This is a genomic window from Paenibacillus amylolyticus, from assembly GCF_050990605.1.
GTDB classification, from domain to species: Bacteria; Bacillota; Bacilli; order Paenibacillales; family Paenibacillaceae; genus Paenibacillus; species Paenibacillus amylolyticus_H.
In genome coordinates, this window is sequence record NZ_CP158832.1 from 6,203,612 (window position 1) to 6,224,057 (window position 20,446).

The 20,446-nt window shown below is 47.7% G+C and carries 15 protein-coding genes; 1 reads left to right on the forward strand and 14 read right to left on the reverse strand.

What is annotated here, in order from left to right; genetic code table 11:
• From ABTV53_RS27320 to ABTV53_RS27335, 4 genes are all read right to left on the reverse strand, one after another.
• Complete coding sequence (locus tag ABTV53_RS27320; RefSeq protein ID WP_047841071.1) at positions 1-861, reverse strand: ABC transporter permease; 861 nt, start codon at positions 859-861, stop codon at positions 1-3.
• 271 nt (positions 862-1,132) lie between these two features.
• Positions 1,133-2,182, reverse strand: coding sequence for an ABC transporter substrate-binding protein (locus ABTV53_RS27325; RefSeq protein ID WP_433748560.1), 1,050 nt, complete (start codon positions 2,180-2,182; stop codon positions 1,133-1,135).
• A gap of 417 nt (positions 2,183-2,599) precedes the next feature.
• The gene (locus ABTV53_RS27330) at positions 2,600-3,247 is read right to left on the reverse strand and encodes a helix-turn-helix transcriptional regulator (RefSeq protein WP_433748563.1); all 648 of its coding nucleotides are present in this window, start codon (positions 3,245-3,247) and stop codon (positions 2,600-2,602) included.
• Positions 3,248-3,259: 12 nt separating this feature from the next.
• Positions 3,260-4,147 carry a rhodanese-related sulfurtransferase gene (locus ABTV53_RS27335; protein ID WP_062836769.1) on the reverse strand — a complete coding sequence of 296 codons (888 nt, stop codon included), beginning with the start codon at positions 4,145-4,147 and terminating at the stop codon, positions 3,260-3,262.
• Positions 4,148-4,562: 415 nt separating this feature from the next.
• Between ABTV53_RS27335 and ABTV53_RS27340 the strand changes: the two genes are divergently transcribed.
• On the forward strand, positions 4,563-7,766 hold the full coding sequence (locus tag ABTV53_RS27340) for an InlB B-repeat-containing protein (protein ID WP_433748566.1): 3,204 nt from the start codon (positions 4,563-4,565) through the stop codon (positions 7,764-7,766).
• Between the two features lie 52 nt (positions 7,767-7,818).
• Here the strand turns inward: ABTV53_RS27340 and ABTV53_RS27345 are convergent, their stop codons facing one another.
• The 10 genes from ABTV53_RS27345 to ABTV53_RS27390 all read right to left on the reverse strand — a co-directional run bounded on the left by ABTV53_RS27345 (position 7,819) and on the right by ABTV53_RS27390 (position 20,026).
• Complete coding sequence (locus ABTV53_RS27345) at positions 7,819-8,928, reverse strand: hypothetical protein (protein WP_433748569.1); 1,110 nt, start codon at positions 8,926-8,928, stop codon at positions 7,819-7,821.
• 57 nt (positions 8,929-8,985) lie between these two features.
• The gene (locus tag ABTV53_RS27350; protein ID WP_433748572.1) at positions 8,986-10,500 is read right to left on the reverse strand and encodes an ATP-binding protein; all 1,515 of its coding nucleotides are present in this window, start codon (positions 10,498-10,500) and stop codon (positions 8,986-8,988) included.
• Positions 10,497-11,207, reverse strand: a complete 711-nt coding sequence (locus ABTV53_RS27355; protein WP_433748575.1) for a response regulator transcription factor — start codon at positions 11,205-11,207, stop codon at positions 10,497-10,499. The genes ABTV53_RS27350 and ABTV53_RS27355 overlap by 4 nt, the downstream gene beginning before the upstream one ends.
• 250 nt (positions 11,208-11,457) lie before the next feature.
• Positions 11,458-12,375, reverse strand: coding sequence for a helix-turn-helix transcriptional regulator (locus tag ABTV53_RS27360; RefSeq protein ID WP_433754353.1), 918 nt, complete (start codon positions 12,373-12,375; stop codon positions 11,458-11,460).
• Positions 12,376-12,568: 193 nt separating this feature from the next.
• Entirely contained in the window at positions 12,569-13,975 is a 1,407-nt protein-coding gene (locus ABTV53_RS27365) for an MATE family efflux transporter (protein ID WP_433748577.1), read from the reverse strand.
• Between the two features lie 236 nt (positions 13,976-14,211).
• Positions 14,212-15,075 carry a carbohydrate ABC transporter permease gene (locus ABTV53_RS27370; RefSeq protein WP_433754354.1) on the reverse strand — a complete coding sequence of 288 codons (864 nt, stop codon included), beginning with the start codon at positions 15,073-15,075 and terminating at the stop codon, positions 14,212-14,214.
• A 48-nt stretch (positions 15,076-15,123) separates the two neighbouring features.
• Positions 15,124-16,005 (reverse strand): carbohydrate ABC transporter permease, encoded by an 882-nt coding sequence (locus ABTV53_RS27375; protein WP_307541414.1) that lies wholly within the window; start codon positions 16,003-16,005, stop codon positions 15,124-15,126.
• 38 nt (positions 16,006-16,043) lie between these two features.
• Positions 16,044-17,363: an extracellular solute-binding protein gene (locus ABTV53_RS27380; protein WP_433748581.1), complete on the reverse strand. Its 1,320-nt coding sequence runs from the start codon at positions 17,361-17,363 to the stop codon at positions 16,044-16,046.
• A 115-nt stretch (positions 17,364-17,478) separates the two neighbouring features.
• Positions 17,479-18,273: a response regulator transcription factor gene (locus ABTV53_RS27385; protein ID WP_433748584.1), complete on the reverse strand. Its 795-nt coding sequence runs from the start codon at positions 18,271-18,273 to the stop codon at positions 17,479-17,481.
• Positions 18,263-20,026 (reverse strand): cache domain-containing sensor histidine kinase, encoded by a 1,764-nt coding sequence (locus tag ABTV53_RS27390; RefSeq protein WP_433748587.1) that lies wholly within the window; start codon positions 20,024-20,026, stop codon positions 18,263-18,265. The genes ABTV53_RS27385 and ABTV53_RS27390 overlap by 11 nt, the downstream gene beginning before the upstream one ends.
• Positions 20,027-20,446: the final 420 nt, after the last annotated feature.

Sequence of the window (20,446 nt, forward strand, 5' to 3'; positions counted from 1 at the left end):
TCACATACCTCCCTTCGCCTGTTGACCCCCGGATCGCATCAACTCTTCTGTTCGTTTGCGAGCCAGACTTCGCTGCTTCATGGAGCGCTGCATCGTTGGGAATACAAGGGCAATGATGACGATCACCGCGGTGATCAACTTCAGATCAGATGTATCAAACCATTCGACTTGTAGGGCAAGCGCAACCACAATCCGGTAAATAATCGAACCAACGATCGCTGCAAGTGTGGCCCAGAATACCGTTCTTGCACCAAGAATAGCTTCACCGATAATCACCGAAGCCAGCCCAATGACGATCATACCAATACCCATCGTGATATCTGCAAAACCTGATTGCTGTGCAATGAATGCACCAGACAGTGCAACCAAACCATTGGATAAGCTGACACCTACAATCGTAGTCACATCGGTATTTGCACCAAAGCTGCGAATCATGCGTTTGTTATCCCCTGTCGCGCGGAGCGCCAGTCCAACATCTGTTTTCATGAATAGATCCAGCATGATTTTAAACACCAGCACGACAATAATAATAAGTACCATGACATGCTCACCTGAGAATGGATTGTCCATGCCCATAATGGATTTATTCGGTGCGCCAAGAATACGCATATTAATGGAGTAGAGTGCGATCATCATCAAAATCCCAGATAACAATCCGTTGATTTTGCCTTTGGTATGAAGCAGACCTGTACAAGCCCCGGCCACCATGCCGCCAGCCATTGCCGCCAAACAGGCAAGCCAAGGAGAGAAGTCATTGGAGATCATAACCGCCGCGATTGCGCCTCCTGTTGTAAAACTTCCGTCTACGGTAAGGTCAGGAAAATCGAGTATGCGGAACGTAATATATACACCGAGAGCCATCAGTGCATATAAAAGTCCCAGCTCGATTGCTCCTTCAATTGAATTCCAGCTTATACTCACGCTACTTCCTCCCTGTCTATCGAAAAGAATGAGGCGAACCCGTTGCACGTTCGCCTCGCATCCATACTGCCGGATTATACTCCGGTCAGATTATTGAATCAATCTCATAACTCATTAAGTTATTGTTTCTGTAACTAGATATAGACAAATTGAATCGTTTTGATCTATATCTACCCTTGATTGAAGTAGCTAAAGGTATTATGAATTGATTCTATTGAATAATGTTGTTTTCCTGGTCTTTTACTTCCGCCTTCATCTCATCCGTAACCGTGATGCCTTGGGCTTCCGCTGCTTTCAGGTTCAGGATCAGATCCAGTTTGTCTGGAACAGTGACTTTCATATCACCAGGTTTGGTACCATTTTTCAGAATGTCCGCAGCCATCTCACCCACCTGATATCCATGATCATAATATTTGAAGCCTACCGTTGCGAAAGCTCCTTTTTCAACGGTATCCCGATCACTGGAGAAGAATGGAATTTTATTGCTGTTCGCCGTTTGAATGATCGTATCCACCGCACTCACGACAGAATTATCGAGTGTGATGTAGAAGGCGTCTACTTTTCCAACAAGAGAATCCGTTGCCTGTTTTACTTCAGATGTATTCGTAACCGGTGCTTTCACCAGCTTGATATTATGTGTTGCGAGTGCTTTTTCTGCGTTATCTGCCATCACCACCGCATTCGGTTCACCTTCGTTAATGACCAAGCCTACCGTTTTTACATCCGGCAGGTTTTTGGCGATAAAGTCAGCCAATTGCACGATAGCCTCCGGGTTCGTGTCGGATGCACCTGTAACATTGCCGCCCGGCTTGTCCATATCGGTTACCAGTTTGGCACCCAGTGGGTCTGTCACCGCCGCGAACAGCAATGGTTTGTCCTTCACTTGCTGAGCCAGAGCCAGCGCAGATGGTGTTGCGATTCCGAGCACAAGATCATTTTTGGAATCTCCCGAGATTTTCTGTGCAATGGACAGGTTATTCGTCGAATCACCTTGCGCGTTATTGTAATCGATTTTGAGGTTCTTGTTCTCTTCAATGCCCGCATCCTTCAGGGCTGCGATGAACCCTTCGCGTGTAGCATCCAGAGATGGATGTTCAACAATCTGGGAGATGGCAATCTGGTATGATTTTTCCTCGCTGCCTCCACCTGACGTACTCCCCGATCCTTCGGATTCCGTGCCTGTACCGCTATTATTTCCGCAACCTGCCGCAACGATCATTGAAGCAGCCATCATCAGTGACATCCAAAATTTCTTTTTCATGTGTGAGTACCCCTCTTCATCTTATAAAATGTGGTTACCCTTATCGCTATTCCATTGACACGATAGGGCAGGACAAAACAAACGCTTCAACGCATTGTTGCTTTGATCGACAAAAGCAGACAAATATAGACTTTTCTCATGCGACTGAAGTCCATGACCCGTGTTGGTGTTTTATTGTTCCCCTAATATTAAGGGGCGTCCCGATATCCGTCAATGGTTGAACCGCTTCCAGTTTACTTTCATCTTATGATTGTGACAGAAAACATTACATAAGATCAAAAAAGGCAACCCACATGTTATGTGAGTAGCCTAATACAGATAGCTTATTTTTCTTGCTGGATTGCTTTCAGCTCAGTAGAGGTTCAAAAAAAAGAGACTATTTCGACGAATCGAAACAATCTCTTGTGTATAAACCTACTAGTTCCCCGACGCTTCGCGAATCTCATATTTGCACCTTTTGCCGCCATCGGCATAACATTCGGTACGTTCCACCTCGGCTTGAAGCAGTGAGCGAAACAGTTCCAGTTCACAGCGGCAAGCCTGCTTGTATACACTCGCAACTTGTACAATCGGGCAGTTCATTTCCGTAATAACGTAGGTTCCATCTTCTTCTCTGGACGCATCCGCCATATATCCGTTGGCATTCTGGATTCGCGCGAGTTCCTCCACCCGTCCGGCCAGATCCTGGCCCTCCATCTGTGGCAATCCGCTGCGAAGCAGCTTGTCACGGCGACTCTCGAACAATGCATCCACCACACCACTCCCGGCTGAGTCAGACAATTCGTCAAGCAGTTCCAGCGTAAGAGACGAATATGATTTTGGGAAAAAGCTGTCCCCGCGTACCGTCAATTGGTACACCGAGGACGGACGTCCGGCCGTAGCCCGGGCCTCCCGAACCTCGATCCAGCCGTCCTGCTCCAGTGCCGTCAGATGACGGCGAATGGCCATCCCGGTCAGACCCAGATCAGCTGTAATTTCCCTCGCGGTCAATGTACCTTGCTGCTTCAGCATGAACAAAATCCGTTCACGCGTCGTTCGTTCCTCTTCGCGCTTCACGATCAGCACCTGCTCTCCTGCTTATGCGTGTACCGGTGCTGCCTCCCGGCAGGCATCCGAGCAAAAGCGGTTATGCGTCTCTTCGCAATCCTCACAGCTTACGTGCTGCAGGTTGCAGGTTGGACAATTAATATATCGGTCATGTGTCGTTCCACAGTGATAACAGCTTGCAATGACAATATCCTCGTCTGTCCGGTTAATTGGTACAGAGATTCGCTCGTCAAACACGTAACACTTGCCATCGAACAAATGGCCTTGTACTTCCGGATCTTTACCGTACGTGACAATACCGCCGTCCAATTGAGCTACGTCCTGGAATCCTTCATTAATCATGAAACCGGTCAGCTTCTCACAGCGAATGCCACCCGTGCAGTAAGTAATAATGGTTTTATCTTTCATGTCGCCCAGGTTCTCGCGAATCCACTCCGGAAACTCACGGAACGACTCAACATCTGGACGAATGGCCCCGCGGAAATGACCAATTTCGTATTCGTAGTCATTGCGGCCATCGATAACGATGACGTCATCACGTTGCAGATGCTCATGGAACTCTTTCGGTGAAAGGCGTTTGCCGCTAATCACATTTGGATCCAGATCTTCGTCCACGCGGAACGTAACCAACTCTGCTTTGTGACGAACAAAGATTTTTTTGAACGCATGCTCTTCCACATCATCAATCTTGAACACCATGTCGCTGAACAGCGGGTTGGCATGCATGTCTTTCATGTACTGTTCTGTCTGTTCAGGCGTTCCGGATACCGTGCCGTTAATGCCTTCGGATGCGATCAGAATACGTCCTTTCACACCGAGGTCCTTGCAGTATTGCAGATGCTCTTGTGTAAATGTCTCAGGGTCTTCAATCTTCACGAACTTATAATATAAAAGCACGCGGTACGCGCTGTTACACATGTATATCACCTGTTCCTATTCCATGTTGTTATTAGCCGGATCATCCGGCAAGACGACTACATTGCACCCTTACTGTTAAAAAGAAAATAAACAGCCGCCCGAAACATCGTCTCGAACTGCTGTCTGACATTCGACTTTTATTCCTGCATTCTAGTTTATCGGAAGCGGAATAGCTTAGTCAATATAAATGTATAGAAAGGGATGAAAGATATGGAACATTTCAACCATAAATGATTTGTCTCTGGAAAATCCAAAAAAATATTTCGAATTTGAACTAAAATCGTATTCATTTTTGCTCTCATATCCATTAAACTATGCTCATCATTATATGGCTTACCACTGTGAATTAGACAGATAAGGAGGATCAGGAATAAGCATAACGTAACATATTTAAATGGAAAATGGGGATGAGATCTTGAGTTTAACACTATTCAGGAAAGTAAGCATCATATGGTTGGTATTCCTGATCGGACTAAGTGGTTTATGGAATAATATCAGCATAGTACAACAAGCGCATGCCGCAGCCGCAGATCCCTACCTTGGTGAGATCAGATTATTCCCTTACAGAGCGGTGCCCACAGGATGGATGCCCGCCAGAGGACAGACGCTCTCTTTAACCCAAAATACAGCCCTCTACTCGTTGCTAGGCAATAAATATGGCGGTGACGGAAAATCAACATTTGCCTTACCTAACCTTACCAATGCTGCATCAGAAGGGATGGGCTATTACATAGCTATGAATGGTGTATTCCCTTCCCGAGACCCCGATGTTTTATACACCCGAAATGCTGTGTTAGGCGAGGTTCGCCTATTTCCATATTTCTTCTCTCCCACAGGTTGGTTAACTGCTGAAGGGCAGAGCGTTAATACCTCCGTATATTCGGATCTATATGAAATGATTGGTACAACCTACGGATCAGACAACTCGGATGAATTCAAGTTGCCTAACCTCCCAGAGATGAATGGTGTACATTACGCTATATTTACGAACCCAACCAGCCATGCCGAGAATGGTACAGGTAACGAGTTCATTGGCGAGATCATTCCTATGCTCGTTAATCTTTCGACGAACAATTGGATATTAGCGAATGGTACGACACTCACCACCAACGGTAATCAGCCCTTATTCAGTCTATTGGGCACCAAGTTTGGCGGCAATGGTTCGACCGAATTTAAAGTACCTGATTTGAACAGCAGCCAATCCAACTTGGTTTATTATGTTGCTAACGCAGGAGTGTTCCCCAACTTGGACGGTGGGCAGCTTCCGGAAGCAATCGAAGACACCTATACCACGAATCAAAACTCCACTTTGGCTGAGTCTTCACCAGGCGTGCTTTCCAATGATAGCGACGGTTCTACTGCTATTTTGAAAAGTGGGCCGATGAACGGAACATTGGTAATGAATGCTAACGGGGCATTTACTTATACTCCGAACGCCAATTATGTGGGTAGCGACAGCTTTACCTATAGTGCCAGCAATCCATGGGGTACAAGTATTCCGGTGTCAGTGACCATAACGATTGAGCAAACCACTCCTCCTATAGTCAACGGCATATCTGACGGTGGAATATATAATCAAACGGTAACACCTACATTTAATAGTGGTACCGCATTTTTGAATGGTGCTGCATTCACAAATGGCACTACAGTTACGGCTGACGGGGTTTATACATTGGTGGTAACTAACAGTATTGGCAGTACAACGTTGAATTTTTCCATTGATACAGCAGCTCCTGTTGTATTGGGTGTCACTGATAATGGAAAATACAATGAAAGCCCAACAATCACTTTTAATGAAGGAACAGCCACTCTGAACGGTTCACCCTTCAGCAGCGGAGAAACGGTTCAATCTGAAGGAGAATATGCACTGATTGTTACCGATAGTGCGGGCAATACCACAACCCTGCATTTCAGCTTTTATACGCCTCGAACGATCAACTTTAATAGTAACGGCGGTTCTGAAGTAAACGAACAAACGGTGTCTTACGGTGACAAGGTTATTGTTCCAGCAGTTCCAACTAAAGCAGGATACACCTTTGCTGGATGGTATACCGATTCAGGTCTGAGTCAGGCTTTTGATTTCGGCAATACCACCGTTACCGCTGATATCACTCTGTATGCGAAATGGACGGTTAACTCCTATACTGTTAATTTCGATCCTAATGGTGGTTCATTCGTTGCTGATCAGACGATCCCATATGGTGAGTTGGTGACAGCTCCTGAAGTTCCAACCAAAGCAGGGCACACTTTTGCCGGCTGGTACCATGAACCTGAACTGAGTACGCCATTTGACATAAATACTGCACCGATTGTCCAGGACACCACATTGTATGCAAAATGGGCACCAAACACATATACGGTAACTTTCAATACACTTGGAGGATCCACAGTGTCCGATATAGCTGTTGAATACGAAAAGAAACTTTCAGCGCCTGCTTCGCCGAGCCGTTCCGGCTATACGTTTGCAGGTTGGTATACAGACCCCGAGTTGAAGACGCCATTCAACTTTGCTCAAACAGTGATTACAGCTGATCTGACCTTATATGCCAAATGGAGTGTTAATTCCACGCCACCGTCAGGTGGGAGTGGTGGTAACAGCAGCGGCGGCTCAGGTAACCAGAATAACAACGGGTCGAGCATTACCCCTTCGCCGCCTAATACCATAACCCATTCGACCACGAATGGACGTTTAACACTTGCTGCGGGGCAGGCTGGGCAAGTGAGTTTGGGCGATGGCATTACAGTAACCATCCCGGCTGGAGCAACTAATCAAGAAATGAAGATCACGATTGACCAGATTACAGATTCTTCGGACTTGCTAACTAATCAGACTAAACTAATCAGCCCGGTATATGAGTTACTTAAGAATGTTCAACAGAACTTCAATAAATACGTAACCTTGAATCTGACTTTTGATACATCAAGCTTGCCAACCAATCACCAGGCTGGGCTATTCTACTTTGATGAACAAAATAAATTGTGGATCTCTGCGGGAGAAGCTTCAATTCATGACAATCAAGTCAACGTAGACGTAGACCATTTCACCAAATTTGCTGTTTTTGCGGTTGAACAACCCAAGGCGCCAGCAGAGATTGCGTTTAGCGATATCGACGGGCACTGGGCGGAAGATTTCATTCAGGAAGCCGTCCGTGAAGGTATCGTGAGTGGATTCTCCGATGGGTCATTCAAGCCTAATGCATCCGTTACGCGTGCTGAATTTACGGTGATGCTAATGAATACACTGAATACAGAATACACAGAAGCGGCAATATCTTTTACCGATCATGCACAAATAGGAGCTTGGGCGCAGTCTGCTGTAGCCCGTGCCGTGCAAGCAGGGTTTATTCAGGGGGACACTGAGGGGGCTTTCCGCCCCAATGACGCTGTAACCCGTGCCGAGATGGCTGTCCTCGTAGCCCGTGCGCTTCAATTAAAAGCGATAACTGGCACAAGCTCAACCTTTGCAGACGACGCACAGATTCCACTTTGGGCCAAAGCAGCTGTCGCTGGCATGCAAAAAGCTAGGATGCTGAACGGTAAAGGGCTGAATACCTTTGCTCCAAGTGATAAAACCACACGTGCAGAAGCGGTCAAACTACTGTTGAACGCAAAACATTAGTGTATATTATCTAAAAGCCTGTTCCTTCCGGGAACAGGCTTTTCTGATTGTTTTATTCCGAGATCGTAATGACCGAGGTTACGAAGTGATACAATTCGTTCTCCAATACCGCCTGTGATAACAAGATTTTATTGCCTGCCGGGCTCCAGGCGAGTGGGTCAGACGCGTTGTCCATATCCGCCGAGATCTGGAACTGTTCTGCCGACTCCGTGTTGGAGACAAACAGCCCTTTCTCATTATCATTCTCAGAATTGATGGTGTATGCAATCTTGGAATCATCCCCCGACCAGCTTGTACCGAAAATCTGTGTGCCTCTGGCAAGTGTGGCCTTCTCATTGCCTTGCAGATCGGTGAGCACCAGTGCCCGTTTGGTATCCGCCGTTCTTTTCACAATCGCAAGTCTTGTTCCATCATTAGAAGGAATGACCCACTCCACACTTTTCAGTACCTGTTTTACGTCACCCGTCTGCACGTCGTATGCATTCAACTGGCCGTCTTCCCCTGTAATATAATAGATGGTACCATTCGAAACCTTGATGCTACGTACATTGAATTTGCCTGTCTCCACCAGCACCTTGGTTGTACCGTCCACACTTGCCGAGATCAGATCACCCTTCATATTGGGGAAAACGACATGTTCATTATCCAGCCATGCACCCTCTTGGATGAAGCCATCCTCCTTACCAGCAGGGGTTGTCTCCCCGTTATGCAAGTTCAGAATGTAACCTTTACCTGTACTTTCCTCTGGCTCCCGATAGAACAGGTACTGACCGTCCGGTGATACAAGCGGTGCACCCAGGCTGACTTCACTTTCCTTGAGCGGCGTGTCTGTACCTTTACTCAGGTCATACATGTACAGATTGTGCGGATACCGCTCCTCCCCTTCCACACTAACCGGTTTCATCGTTATATTTTCCTTATCCGTTACGATCTGTTCTTCACTTAGCCATGCAATCCCGCGCATATTTGGAAGTTTATCAATTTTCTCCAGCTTGAAGCTCTGGTACACGGACGTGTTGGTATTATCTTTTACCGTAATATCGGTGCCCGTTTTCCCGCCTTGCGTGTTGCCCCCCGGCTCTGTTGTTCCTCCGCAGGCTGCTGCTGTTAGCAGGGCAATGGCCCCCAACGTGCCCAAAGCTGCTTGTTTCCAATTCATCATGGTCCCCCCTGGTTTCTCTTGCTATAGACCAAGCATACACATCGCATACTTCCAAAGTTATTCAGACTTGTTTCGAACTTGTAAACTTGCATCAGCCAAAGGAAATACGAGTTGGAATGTCACACCTTCTCCGTTCTTAGAATCCTCCGAAATGCTTGGCAGTAAGGTGATTGTACCGCCCTGTTTTTCAACAAACTGCTTCACGAGAGATAGCCCCAGTCCAGTTCCGCCGGTTTTTCTGGCTCTGTCTTTGTTCACGGTGTAAAAAGGTTCAAAAATCTTCTCTCGCGCCTCTGCCGGAATCGGCGTACCCGAATTATAGATGCGAATGACCGCTTGACGCTCCTGCATCCGCAGCTCGCTCTTCACCCGGATCACACCATCCGGAACGTTATATTTGATGGCATTATCCAACATATTGATGAAAATATGCATCAGACTCTCCTGATCACTGTGGATCACCGCAGGTTCCAGATCCAGTTCCATGTTCAGCGCGAACTTCTCCGCTTTCCCACGCATCCGGGCACAGGCATCCTCCAGCAGAGCACTGACCTCTAGGTCCTCGGCCTGGTTCTCGAAGTCGTACTTCTCCAGGGCAGATAAATGCAATACTTTCTCCACCATCTCGTACAGCCGCTCCGTTTCTTTGGCAATGTTACTCGTGGCATCATCAAGCAGTTGCGGATCATCCTTATACATGTCGAGCAACTCCACATAAGCTTTGATCGACGTTAGTGGTGTCTTGAACTCATGGCTGATGTTACCGATATATTGTTTCTGCTGCTGTTCCAGCGCCTGAAGCTTCTCTATCGCCAGTTGCAGCTTCTGCTGCTCCGCATGCATGGCTGTGATATTTTGCTGAATGGATGTACTCATATAATAAATGCCCTGCCCCAGCTCTCCCAATTCATCCTTGCGCCTTACAGGAGACTCCGTAATGTAGCTCCCTTCCCGAATGGAATCTGCGGACCTCTTCAGCCGGGTAATCGCAACGGCAAACCGATTGTAGAACAGATAGCCTAATATGAAGCTCAGCGCAACCACGGTAATTCCTGCCCATAAGAACAATTGAAGGATGCGAGTATAGAATTCATGGTAGCTCTGGACCGGATATTGTATCCATACGGCGCCCATCTGTCCATCCGGACCATCCAGTGGTGCGGCATAGAGCAGGGTCTCGCCCTGCTCATGATAAGCTATTTTATTTTGCAGCGCATAGTCCAGCGTTTCCTGTACGAGTTCACTCTCGCCGGAGGCGAAGGATGCTCCCACCTGCTGGCCTGTCATGTTATAGAGTGCAATTGGCAATCCGGTAGAGTTAGACAGTTCCTGTGCCAGCCTGCGTCCATTTCGCTGTAAAAAAACGTCCTGATCCAGATGAACGGACTCGGTGTAGTAAGACTGTCGCACATTCAGATTCACCAGCCGTGTCTGCTGCGATAAAATACCTTCAATCTGTGACTGCTGATTGCGTTCAATACCGCGCAGGACCAGTGAACTAAGTACAACCACCGTCAGGATAAGCAAGGCTGCCAGAAAAACACTGAACTTCAGCTTGATGCTGACTCTCATATGGCCCCGCCTGGTTCAGGTGCCGAGGCTTTGTAGCCAATCCCATATACCGTCTGCAATTTTTGCTGATCCGTATCTCCGATTTTTTTGCGCAAACGCTGAATATGAATATCCACGGTTCGTGTCCCACCCGCATACTCCATGCCCCAGACCCGATCGAGCAGATCGTCTCGCGTGTACACACGCTCAGGATTGGACATGAGAATGGTCAGCAGGTCGAACTCTTTCGGTGTCAGATCCAGCTTCCCCTCATTCACGGTCACCGTGCGGTGAGCAACATGAATGCGCAGTGTGCCATTCACGATCGCCTGATTCTTCGTATCATCCGGTGGTGGAGTGCTCTTCTCGACACGTCGCATGAGCGCTTTCACCCTTGCGAGCAGTTCACGGATCTCGAATGGCTTGGTCATGTAATCATCGGCGCCCATTTCCAGGCCAACGATCTTATCCACGATATCATTTTTGACGGTCAGCAAAATAATGCCGATATCCTCCCGGTCTTCCAGCCTGCGGCATACGCCATATCCATCGAGCCTGGGCATCATCACGTCCAGAATCATGACCTGCGGGTGAAACGATGCGACCTTAACCAAGGCCTCTTCGCCGTCACTCGCGGTCTCAACTTCATATCCTTCGCGCCGCAGCGCGTAAGCAATGGCACTGACGATACTTGATTCGTCATCCACCACGAGCACTTTTTTATTCATGGGATTCATCCTCTTTATCTATGTCATGAGTTGGTTTATGGGTCTATGTTAGCAAGATCTAGGTTCGTTGGCTATGGATGAGTTTGCAATTTGCATGAGAAGCTTGCATCCTCTCAGCTTAGTCTTGGCTCTACTTTCTTTATACCCCAAAGGCAACAAAAAGAGCCAACCCGCAATTGGATCAGCCCTTGATCTATTGATTCCGATTCATGTACTGTTTAAGTCAGCCGTTTAAGTCCCTCTTCTGCATTTACTCCTCAAATGACAGATTGAGCGGCTCGTCCGACATCTCGTACTCTGGCTCCATATGTGTCAGCGGTGTGTTCAGATCAACCTCCTCGAAGCGGAAGGTGTCGACCCACACTTTTCCTTTGCCGTTCAAAATAACCCCGAATGAAATGACCGCGCTGCCCTCCGGCACATCTAGCACAATGTTGTATTGATTCCATGGCTGGGTACCTGTAATTGGCCGATCGTGCATGTTATCAAATTGAAGTACATCATGAACGTTATTATCCACACGCATCCATAGTCCGCAGAACGCCTCCACACGCTCGGTCTTCACAAATCCCGATAACTTCATCCGCTTCCCTACATACTTGTCCGCTCTGAACTGTTGCATCATCGTTGCGAACTCGTTAGGCTCCAGCGGCGTAACTGCCTTCAAATATCCTGAAGCTTTCCCCTGATGCACTTCGGCAGGATCAATGCCCATCTCATAATTTTGCGGATGACTTCCGGTTAACATCCAACCTGTAATCGTTGACGTCTGATTCATCTGTACTTCTCCTCCTCTGGTTCTTCCTTCGAATAATTTCAGATCGAACAATTTGCGGAAACGTCCTGGTGGCATGCCATATAATTTGCGAAATGCACGAGTGAAGGCTTCCTGACTTTCAAATCCACATGCCAGGGAAATGTCCAGAATGCCTGCATCCGTGGATCGCAGGGCTGTGGATGCCAGACTCATCCGTCGGTTCCGGATATAATCCACCACAGTCATACCCACCTCATTGCGGAAAACCCGATGATAATGATAGGGTGACAACAACGCCTCGGATGCCACTTCTTCCAGCCCGATCTCTTCATGCAGATGGGTTTCAATATAGAACAAACTTTGCTGAATCATTGCACGGTAACGGCTCAACTGAGGTAAGCCCCCTTCCATATCCTTACTATACGTGAATGATGTAACCGCCGTTTTGATCATTTCTGCTATCTTTATTTCTGCTTACCTCTGCCGGAGAAACAAAAAGAGCCAATCACGGATGGAATCCTTTCCGTAATTGACTCTTCTGGGAAACTGCTGCCCTATGGCTACTGTAAAGCCACTTTCTACAGCAGGTTCATTTATCTATTCGTCAGACAGCCGGTACCGGCTGTGCTCCAACCTCTTCATCATGCTCCACCAGTTCATGTTTCTCCCAAGCTCTGCTCTTCCAGCGGAAGAACATAATAACAGCGCGGGTCCACTCATCCGCCGCAATGGCAAGCCACACACCAGCGAGTCCCAGATGAAGCTGGAAAATAAGCAGATATCCCAGTGGCAGACTCATGCAGACCATGGAGATCAGACCCATGTAGACCGGGAACTTTGCATCCCCTGCCGCACGCAAGGAACCTATAATCACAATATTGCAGGTACGCCCGGTTTCGAGCAAAAGACTGAGCAAAATTACTTGAGCGCCCAACTTGATAATTTCCGGATTATCCGTAAATATGCTCATTAGCGGCACACGGAACAGAATGATGATCACATCAATGATGACCGTAGCCAGAAGTGCCCATTTTACACTGTCAAAAACACGTTTGTACGCATCGTCTTTGCGCCGCGCACCCACAAGCCGGCCTACAATGATGGATGTCCCCATACCAATCGCCATGCTGAACAAGTAGATATAGCTGGAGATATTACCCGCATACTGCTTGGTTGCCATGGCTTCTGCGCCCAGATAGGTCACATACAGCGTGAACACAAGCTGGCAGGAATGATACACCATGGATTCCATCGCAGACGGAATGCCAATCCGCAAAATTTTGCCAATAAAGTGTTTGGACAACTTAATGTAGTATTCGAAATCCACCCGCACCTCGCTCACACGATACAACAACCAGAAGAAGATCAGCAGGCAGATAAACCGGCTTCCCACCGTGGAGATTGCTGCCCCTTCCACCCCAAGCTTCGGCAGGCCGAAGTGTCCAAAGATCAATGCATAGTTACCAACAACGTGAATCACGTTCATGAATACAGCAACATACATCGTTTCTTTGGTGTAACCATGTGTACGGATCGTCGCAGCCAGCGCATTAATGAGTGCCTGGAGAAAGATCCCGCCACCGACGATATTTATATACGAACGGGCAAAATCGTAAATTTCGCCTTGAATATTCAGAAGGGTTAGCAAATGTCCTCCGAACAGGAGGAAGATTCCGCTTAGGACCAGCCCCACAATAAGATTCAGCGTAATTGCATTACCTGTCACTTGTGCTGCTTCACTTAACTTTTTCGATCCGATATATTGTGCGACTACAATCGCGGCACCATGTCCAATGACTTCCAATACAAGGATAGCGATAGAAATAATCTGATTGGCTGCTCCAACGCCAGATACCGCATTATCGGATACCGAGCTGAGCATGAGCGTATCCACGCTCCCCATCAACATAAACAAGAAGAGTTCCAGGAAAATAGGCCATGTCAGTCGAATCAGATTCAGATCCTTGGCATCAGAACGAAGAGACTCTTTGGTTGAGGATATTGCTGTCATTTTCTCACCTTTCCCATGTGGGCTGTAATTCTTAGGGTATGTTAGCACAGGTGGTTTGAAAATGCAGTAGTTTTGCGAAAATAGTTGAAAGTTTTTTGCAATTCCATAAATAGGTATTTTCAGCGTTTTCATCAAGCCCTGTTTCCGTACGCCTGCCCGAGGTTTTAGAAGACAAAAAAGGCCCCTCCCAACTCGCTTTTAAGCAAGTAATGGAAGGACCTTGGACCCTCAACCTTTTAACCTTTAAGAGAACCCGCAGCAATGCCCTCCACAATTCGATTACTCAAGATGAGAAAAGCAATCAGGATCGGCAAAATACTAATCATCAGCGTCGCACCAATCGCTCCCCAATCCGTTGTATATTGACCGATAAAGTTCTGTACCCCAACGGTCAGGGTCTTGTACGAATCCGTGCTGATGAACGTATTCACAAAGATGAATTCATTCCAGTTATAGATCATGTTGATGATCGCCGTTGTGGCGATGACCGAAGACGTCATCGGCAGCACGATCCGGAAGAAAATCCGATGCACGGAGCAACCATCCATCACTGCGGCTTCTTCCACTTCCCGAGGAAGCGCGTAGTAGAATCCGAGTAGAATCATAATGGTAATTGGCATGTTAAATGCAATATAAGACAAGATGACTGACAAAGGATGATCTGTGAGATGAAGCTTCAGGAACAAGCTGAACAGCGGAATCAACGTGGAGTGCACAGGGATCATGAGACCTACCATGAATAACCCCAATACCAACGAGCGACCCTTCCAGCGCATACGTGTAATGGCAAAGGTCACGAGACTGGCAAACAGCACGGTGAACACCACCGAGACTACCGTAATCCATACACTGTTGAAGAAGTATAAGCTGATGTTTCCCTCTGTCCATACCTTGACATAGTTTTCCCAACGCGGAGTAGCAGGAAGGGAAAACGGCGCCATGTCGAATACTTCCTGATTATTTTTAAGCGAGAACAACAGCAGCCATACCAAGGGTAAAATTTGTAGCAAAGCGACCAGGGACAAGAGGAAATACAGCAGAACATATCCGAATCTCCTTAACCATGCCGAACCTCGGCCTGTCCCCGGGTAAGTTGGCAATCTAACGGCCGTATCTGTCTTCACCGGGATGGACCTCCTTTCATTTCGTCAGGAATACTGGATCGTATCTTTGGATGCCGTCGCTTTGCGAAGCAGCCAGGTAACAAACAGACAGATCAAGAGCAGGAAGAAACCTACAGCACTGCCGTAACCAAAGTCGAAGCTACGGAACGCCTGACGATACATATAGGAGGCCATCACTTCGCTGGAGCCATTCGGTCCGCCATCGGTCATCACGTAGATGAGATCGAAATACTTGAGTGAGCCTACCACAGCCAGTACAACGGTCACCTTGATGACTTCTGTAATCAGCGGCAGCTTGATTCGAAAAGCGATCTGCCAAGGACTTGCCCCATCAATCCGGGCTGCTTCCACCAGAGATTCCGGAATGTTTTTGAGGGCCGCATAATAGATCAAAATATAGAAACCTGCATACTGCCACAGAATCGGTACGAACAGGGCATACAGCACCAGGGATGGCTCCGCCAGCCAGGCTGGCGGATTGCTGAAGCCGATCGCCTCCAGAAAGGTGTTCAGTACACCATTGCTGGGATGGTAGATTTTCAGCCATAACTGGGCGATTGCGACCGAAGATAGCAGCATCGGGATCAAATATATTTTGCGGAACAGGTTGGCACCCTTGATCTTGCCTGACAGCACCAAAGCAATCATCAGATAACCGATCAGACTCAGCGCCGAGAACAAAGCAAGCAGAAAGGTATGATTTGCACTCTGCCAGAATGTTCCGTCCTGAAGCAGTCTGGCGTAATTATCCAATCCTATAAAGGTCATTGCACCGATCCCGTCCCATTGCATCAACCCATAATACCCGGTGAGCACGATCGGGATGTAAACCAAGACCAGCAGCAGAAGCAGTGCAGGAAGCACGTACAACGCAGCAACGAGACGGTTGGACATGACTTTGTCCATCACATTATCCTCCCTTCAAGCGTTCAAACGCGTGTACGTCAATTGCCTTTATCAATCGCAGCCTGATGATTCTTCACAAAGTCCTCCGGTGTCACTGCTTTGCCAAACAACGCCTGAATCATGTCCAGATGTGCCTGAGCGGCTGCCGGTTTCATCTGCACGTCTGCAAAGAGTGTGAGACTGCTGGCCTGATTCAATTCGTTCAGCAGATCGATGTAGAGCTGTGGCAGTTGTACTGCTGCAGTATCCACTTTGGTTGCCGGGATGACGCCTGCTTCGGTAACCGAACTCTCACCCCATTTTTCCACAAAGTATTGCACGAACTTCTGCGCTTCTTCCTTCACTTTGGAATTCTGGGCCACGAACAACCCTACGCCTGGACCGCCTACCCAACTGTTAATATCGCTCTTGCCGCCTTCAATCGTCGGGAATTTGAAAAATCCGATCTTGTCCTTGAATTCCTGGGGAATGTCCGGGTTGGTTGTGAAGTTCGGCAGTTCCCAGGTGCCCATCAGATACATGGCAGCTTTTTCGTTCATGAATTCGGATTTGCCCTCATCGTTGGACAACCCGTTAAAGCCTTTGTTGAAGACATTCATATCCACCAGCTTTTGTACCTCGGCAGCAGCTTGAGTCAGAGCAGGATCATCGAATTTGCCGGATCCATTGATGGCCTTTTCCAATGCTTCTCCACCTAACCGATTCGCCAGATACATATACCAGAGTGAGCCAGTCCAGCGGTCTTTATTGCCCAGTGCGATCGGAACCTCACCGTTCTCGGTCAGTGTCTTCAGCACACTCAGGAATTCATCGTACGTTGTTGGCGGCTGCAAGTTATATTTCGCAAAAATGGCTTTGTTATAATAAATGGGGGAGATATTTAACTCGATAGGCAGTGCATACGTTTTGCCGCCAATCGCATAGGCTTCGGTTGTTCCGGCTATGAATTTGTCGCCAAGCGAGCCGCTAAGCACATCATCCAACGGCGCAAACAGATTGCCCTTTACATAAGGCTCCAGAAATCCGGCAGCCCAAGTTACACCCACATCGGGAAGTTCATTGGATGCAGACAAAATTTTCAGCTTGTTCTTGTACTGTTCATTCTCCAGCACTTCCTGCTTGATGGTCACATTCGGATGATCTGTCTGATACTGCTTGATGATATCGTTGACCAGTTTGTTTTGCTGTGCGGAACTGCCCGCTGGCCAGAGGTGCATGAATTTGAGGGTTACTTTCCCATCTGTGCCGTTGCTGCCCGCTTCACCCTCCTGATCCGAACCTGAACTGTTACATCCGGATAAAATTACGGCGAGAACCAGCGTCCATGACAGAAGCATGGCCATCGTCTTTTTGCTCATTATCCCAACCCCCTTGGTTTTTTTCGGTTAATGTAACCGCTTTAACCAAATTGTAGCATGAGCCTCACATCCCCATAAGGCTAGGATTATTTGGTAAAACTCCACTTTTTTGAGGTTATTCGTTACCTCGTACAGTTAAGGAATGACGATACTTGCTTGGGCTAAGCCCCTCCAGACTTTTAAATACCGTGATAAAATACTTATCCGTCTGATAACCCACCTGTTCCGCAATTTCCGAGATCGGCATGGTCGTCTGCACAAGCAACTCCTTCGCGCGTTGAATGCGTTTGCGGGTAAGGTATTCACTAAAATTGATGCCAATCTGTTCCTTGAACAACACACTGAAGTAACTTGAGTTTAGATGAAGTAAATCAGCGATTTCACGCATGGTCACATGGTCACCCAGATGAGCATCCACATAGGTCAAAGCTTCACTGATCTGGCTATTGAGTCTCTGTTCCCCGCGCTCCTTAACATCCAGCAACTTGGGGTCCACCAGTTCCTGCATCGTTTGAATGCGTCGCTGTTGTTCGCTGAACTTTAGGGCTTTCTCGACGGTCTGAAGCAACTGTTCCTTATCAATCGGTTTCAACATATACTCCACGACACCCAGCTTAATAGCCTGTTGGGCGTACTGAAAATCGGCATGTCCTGACATAATCAGCACAACTGGCTTGTTCGAAAAATGCTGAATGGCTTCGATCAGAGATAACCCGGAGATTTCCGGCATGCGAACGTCCGTTATCAACAGATCTGCTGGCTGTTTCCTGAGCCATTCCACAGCCTGAGCACCACTTTCCGCAGTCCGGATGTGATTTCGTCCTGCCGACCACCCCTCCAGTGTCTTGCGAATACCCTCTCTTGTACGTGGCTCATCATCAACAATAAGAATTGTTTTGTCATGAATCATATGCACCCTCCGTTCCCATGGGAATCTCAAAGCAAATGACGGTCCCTTCCCCAACCTTACTTGTTAAGGAGAGTTTGCACCGTTCGCCAAGTTGGCTGCCAAAGTAGAGCTTCAGCCGTCGATGTACGTTGATCAGACCTACGCCTGACCCCTTGTTGGATACAGCGGGACCACCATGTAAAGCATCAATGACAGATTGAAGCCGTAATTCATCCATACCGGGACCATCATCCCGAACCTCAATACAAACCAGGTTTTTCTCGGTCGAAGCATCCACATGAATGCTCATCTTTCCCGGTCCCAGTTTACTTTCAATGCCATGGAGGATCGCATTTTCCACCAAGGGCTGTATAAGCAGTTTCGGAATGGGGATCTGACGAACTGCATCGCTCAGCTGAATCTCCCATTGCATTCGATCTCCCAACCGCATCTGCATAATTCGAAGATACTGCTCTGCGTGTTCCAGCTCGTCGGCAATCGTAACCCATTCATCCTGCTGTGAACTGGAGATCGTGTAGCGGAATAATCGGGACATCGCCACAACCATACGCGCCATCTCCTCGTCTCCCTTCTCCTCAAGGGACCAATAGAACGCTTCCAGTGTGTTGAATAGAAAATGGGGATTAATCTGAGACTGCAACGCCTTCAGCTCGGCCCGGGACTGCATGACTTCCTTCTCATGAACCACACGGGTCAATTCGTTCTGCCTGTAGACCATCTGGTTATATACGTTGTTGAGTTCGTTGATCTCCATCGTAGAACTGACCATTAGATTAGGCCTCATGGCTCCCGGCTGTGCACTGCGCATGGCCCGCATCAGACGTATGAGCGGACGTGTAATCATCGTCGACAGGAAGAAGGACATGATAAGGAACAGAACAACACCAATCATTCCCGAGACGAGCAGCGCCGTCCTTAGAATGGATACACCTTCTGTTGTCTCCCCCAGTGGAGTCAGTACAGCAAGTGTCCATCCCGTTAACTCCGATTTTTGACGGACGACGATATAGGATTCCTCCCCGTTGTGGACGACTGATCCGCTGTCCAATATGGCTTTTGGATCGAGATTAATCTCCAGATCGGAAGTCACCACTTCGCCTGCCCCATCCAGGAGCATGATGGAGTCCTGCGAACCATCTGCCCCATTCGAATCATTGAGTTGAAAGAAACTGCGTTGCATCCGCACCACAATATAGCCTCCATGCTCAAAGGAATGTTCCAGCAGGTTAATGCGTCGAATAGCCAGAAGGACTCCCGGGTCTTCAGGATCATCACCTGCCCACACCAGTCTGCCTTTTCCTTCATCCGCCTTGGTTATCCAGCTGCGTTCCACTCTAAGATCGAGGGATCGGTCATCCATAGGGAAGATGCGATGGTAACCCGTTGTGTAAATCTCCATACTTTGCGCACCATTGATAAAAGACTGATAACTGCCTGCAATCTGCAAGAGGGCTTGACGCTGATTAAAGGTTGCCGGGTTGCCTTGCTTTTCATCACTAAGCAGGCGTTGCACATATGAATCATCCGCCACCTGGGCGGTCAGCGAATTCACTTGTGCAATGAGTGCATCCAATCTGCCACTGGCTTGGACGGCGGTTTGATGAATATGTTTCTCCGCATTGCTTTTCAGCAAAGCGGCCACCCGATCATAGGCTGATATGCCTGCGAGCAGCAGAACAACAAGCATCACCATAACGAAACCAATGAAGATCTGATTGCGAAGTGAGTTAAAATGTCCTATTTTCCCGTGCAACTTCCCCATTCTCCTCTCATTTTGCATGTAAAAGAATCCACCACCTTACGCCCGTGCTCTTGAGGACTGGGTACAAACGATGCCGGATTTATCCACGTATTCAGTTTTTCTATATAAAATGAACGAAAGAATATTTACACTAGCCACTACGATGACAGAATAACCTTCCAATCGCTGTTATCCCCAGATTTTTTGATTCCCTTGTTAAAGGGGAAAATCCGGTGATAAAGGCGAAGCATATGCTTCCGATGCAGCTTTCTTTCAGAAAGCTTTTAGCTCCGCTTTTTCAGGTTATTTCTGCCCTCTCCGTTCTCGTGCAAATGTTTAGTTCAATTTATATAGTTAAAGCGCTTGCATAATAAAACTCAATCTTCTTCTCTTTTAGTCTTTGTTTATCGATTAAACTAACGACTAAAAAAT

What these genes read in the sequence shown, in the direction of transcription:
- ABTV53_RS27355 (WP_433748575.1), bottom strand. Translation starts at nt 11,207, where the DNA reads ATGAATAAAAAAGTGCTCGTGGTGGATGACGAATCAAGTATCGTCAGT.
- ABTV53_RS27325 (WP_433748560.1), bottom strand. Translation starts at nt 2,182, where the DNA reads ATGAAAAAGAAATTTTGGATGTCACTGATGATGGCTGCTTCAATGATC.
- ABTV53_RS27375 (WP_307541414.1), bottom strand. Translation starts at nt 16,005, where the DNA reads ATGGACAAAGTCATGTCCAACCGTCTCGTTGCTGCGTTGTACGTGCTT.
- ABTV53_RS27380 (WP_433748581.1), bottom strand. Translation starts at nt 17,363, where the DNA reads ATGAGCAAAAAGACGATGGCCATGCTTCTGTCATGGACGCTGGTTCTC.
- ABTV53_RS27360 (WP_433754353.1), bottom strand. Translation starts at nt 12,375, where the DNA reads ATGGAAGGGGGCTTACCTCAGTTGAGCCGTTACCGTGCAATGATTCAG.
- ABTV53_RS27320 (WP_047841071.1), bottom strand. Translation starts at nt 861, where the DNA reads ATGGCTCTCGGTGTATATATTACGTTCCGCATACTCGATTTTCCTGAC.
- ABTV53_RS27385 (WP_433748584.1), bottom strand. Translation starts at nt 18,273, where the DNA reads ATGATTCATGACAAAACAATTCTTATTGTTGATGATGAGCCACGTACA.
- ABTV53_RS27335 (WP_062836769.1), bottom strand. Translation starts at nt 4,147, where the DNA reads ATGTGTAACAGCGCGTACCGCGTGCTTTTATATTATAAGTTCGTGAAG.
- ABTV53_RS27365 (WP_433748577.1), bottom strand. Translation starts at nt 13,975, where the DNA reads ATGACAGCAATATCCTCAACCAAAGAGTCTCTTCGTTCTGATGCCAAG.
- ABTV53_RS27345 (WP_433748569.1), bottom strand. Translation starts at nt 8,928, where the DNA reads ATGATGAATTGGAAACAAGCAGCTTTGGGCACGTTGGGGGCCATTGCC.
- ABTV53_RS27350 (WP_433748572.1), bottom strand. Translation starts at nt 10,500, where the DNA reads ATGAGAGTCAGCATCAAGCTGAAGTTCAGTGTTTTTCTGGCAGCCTTG.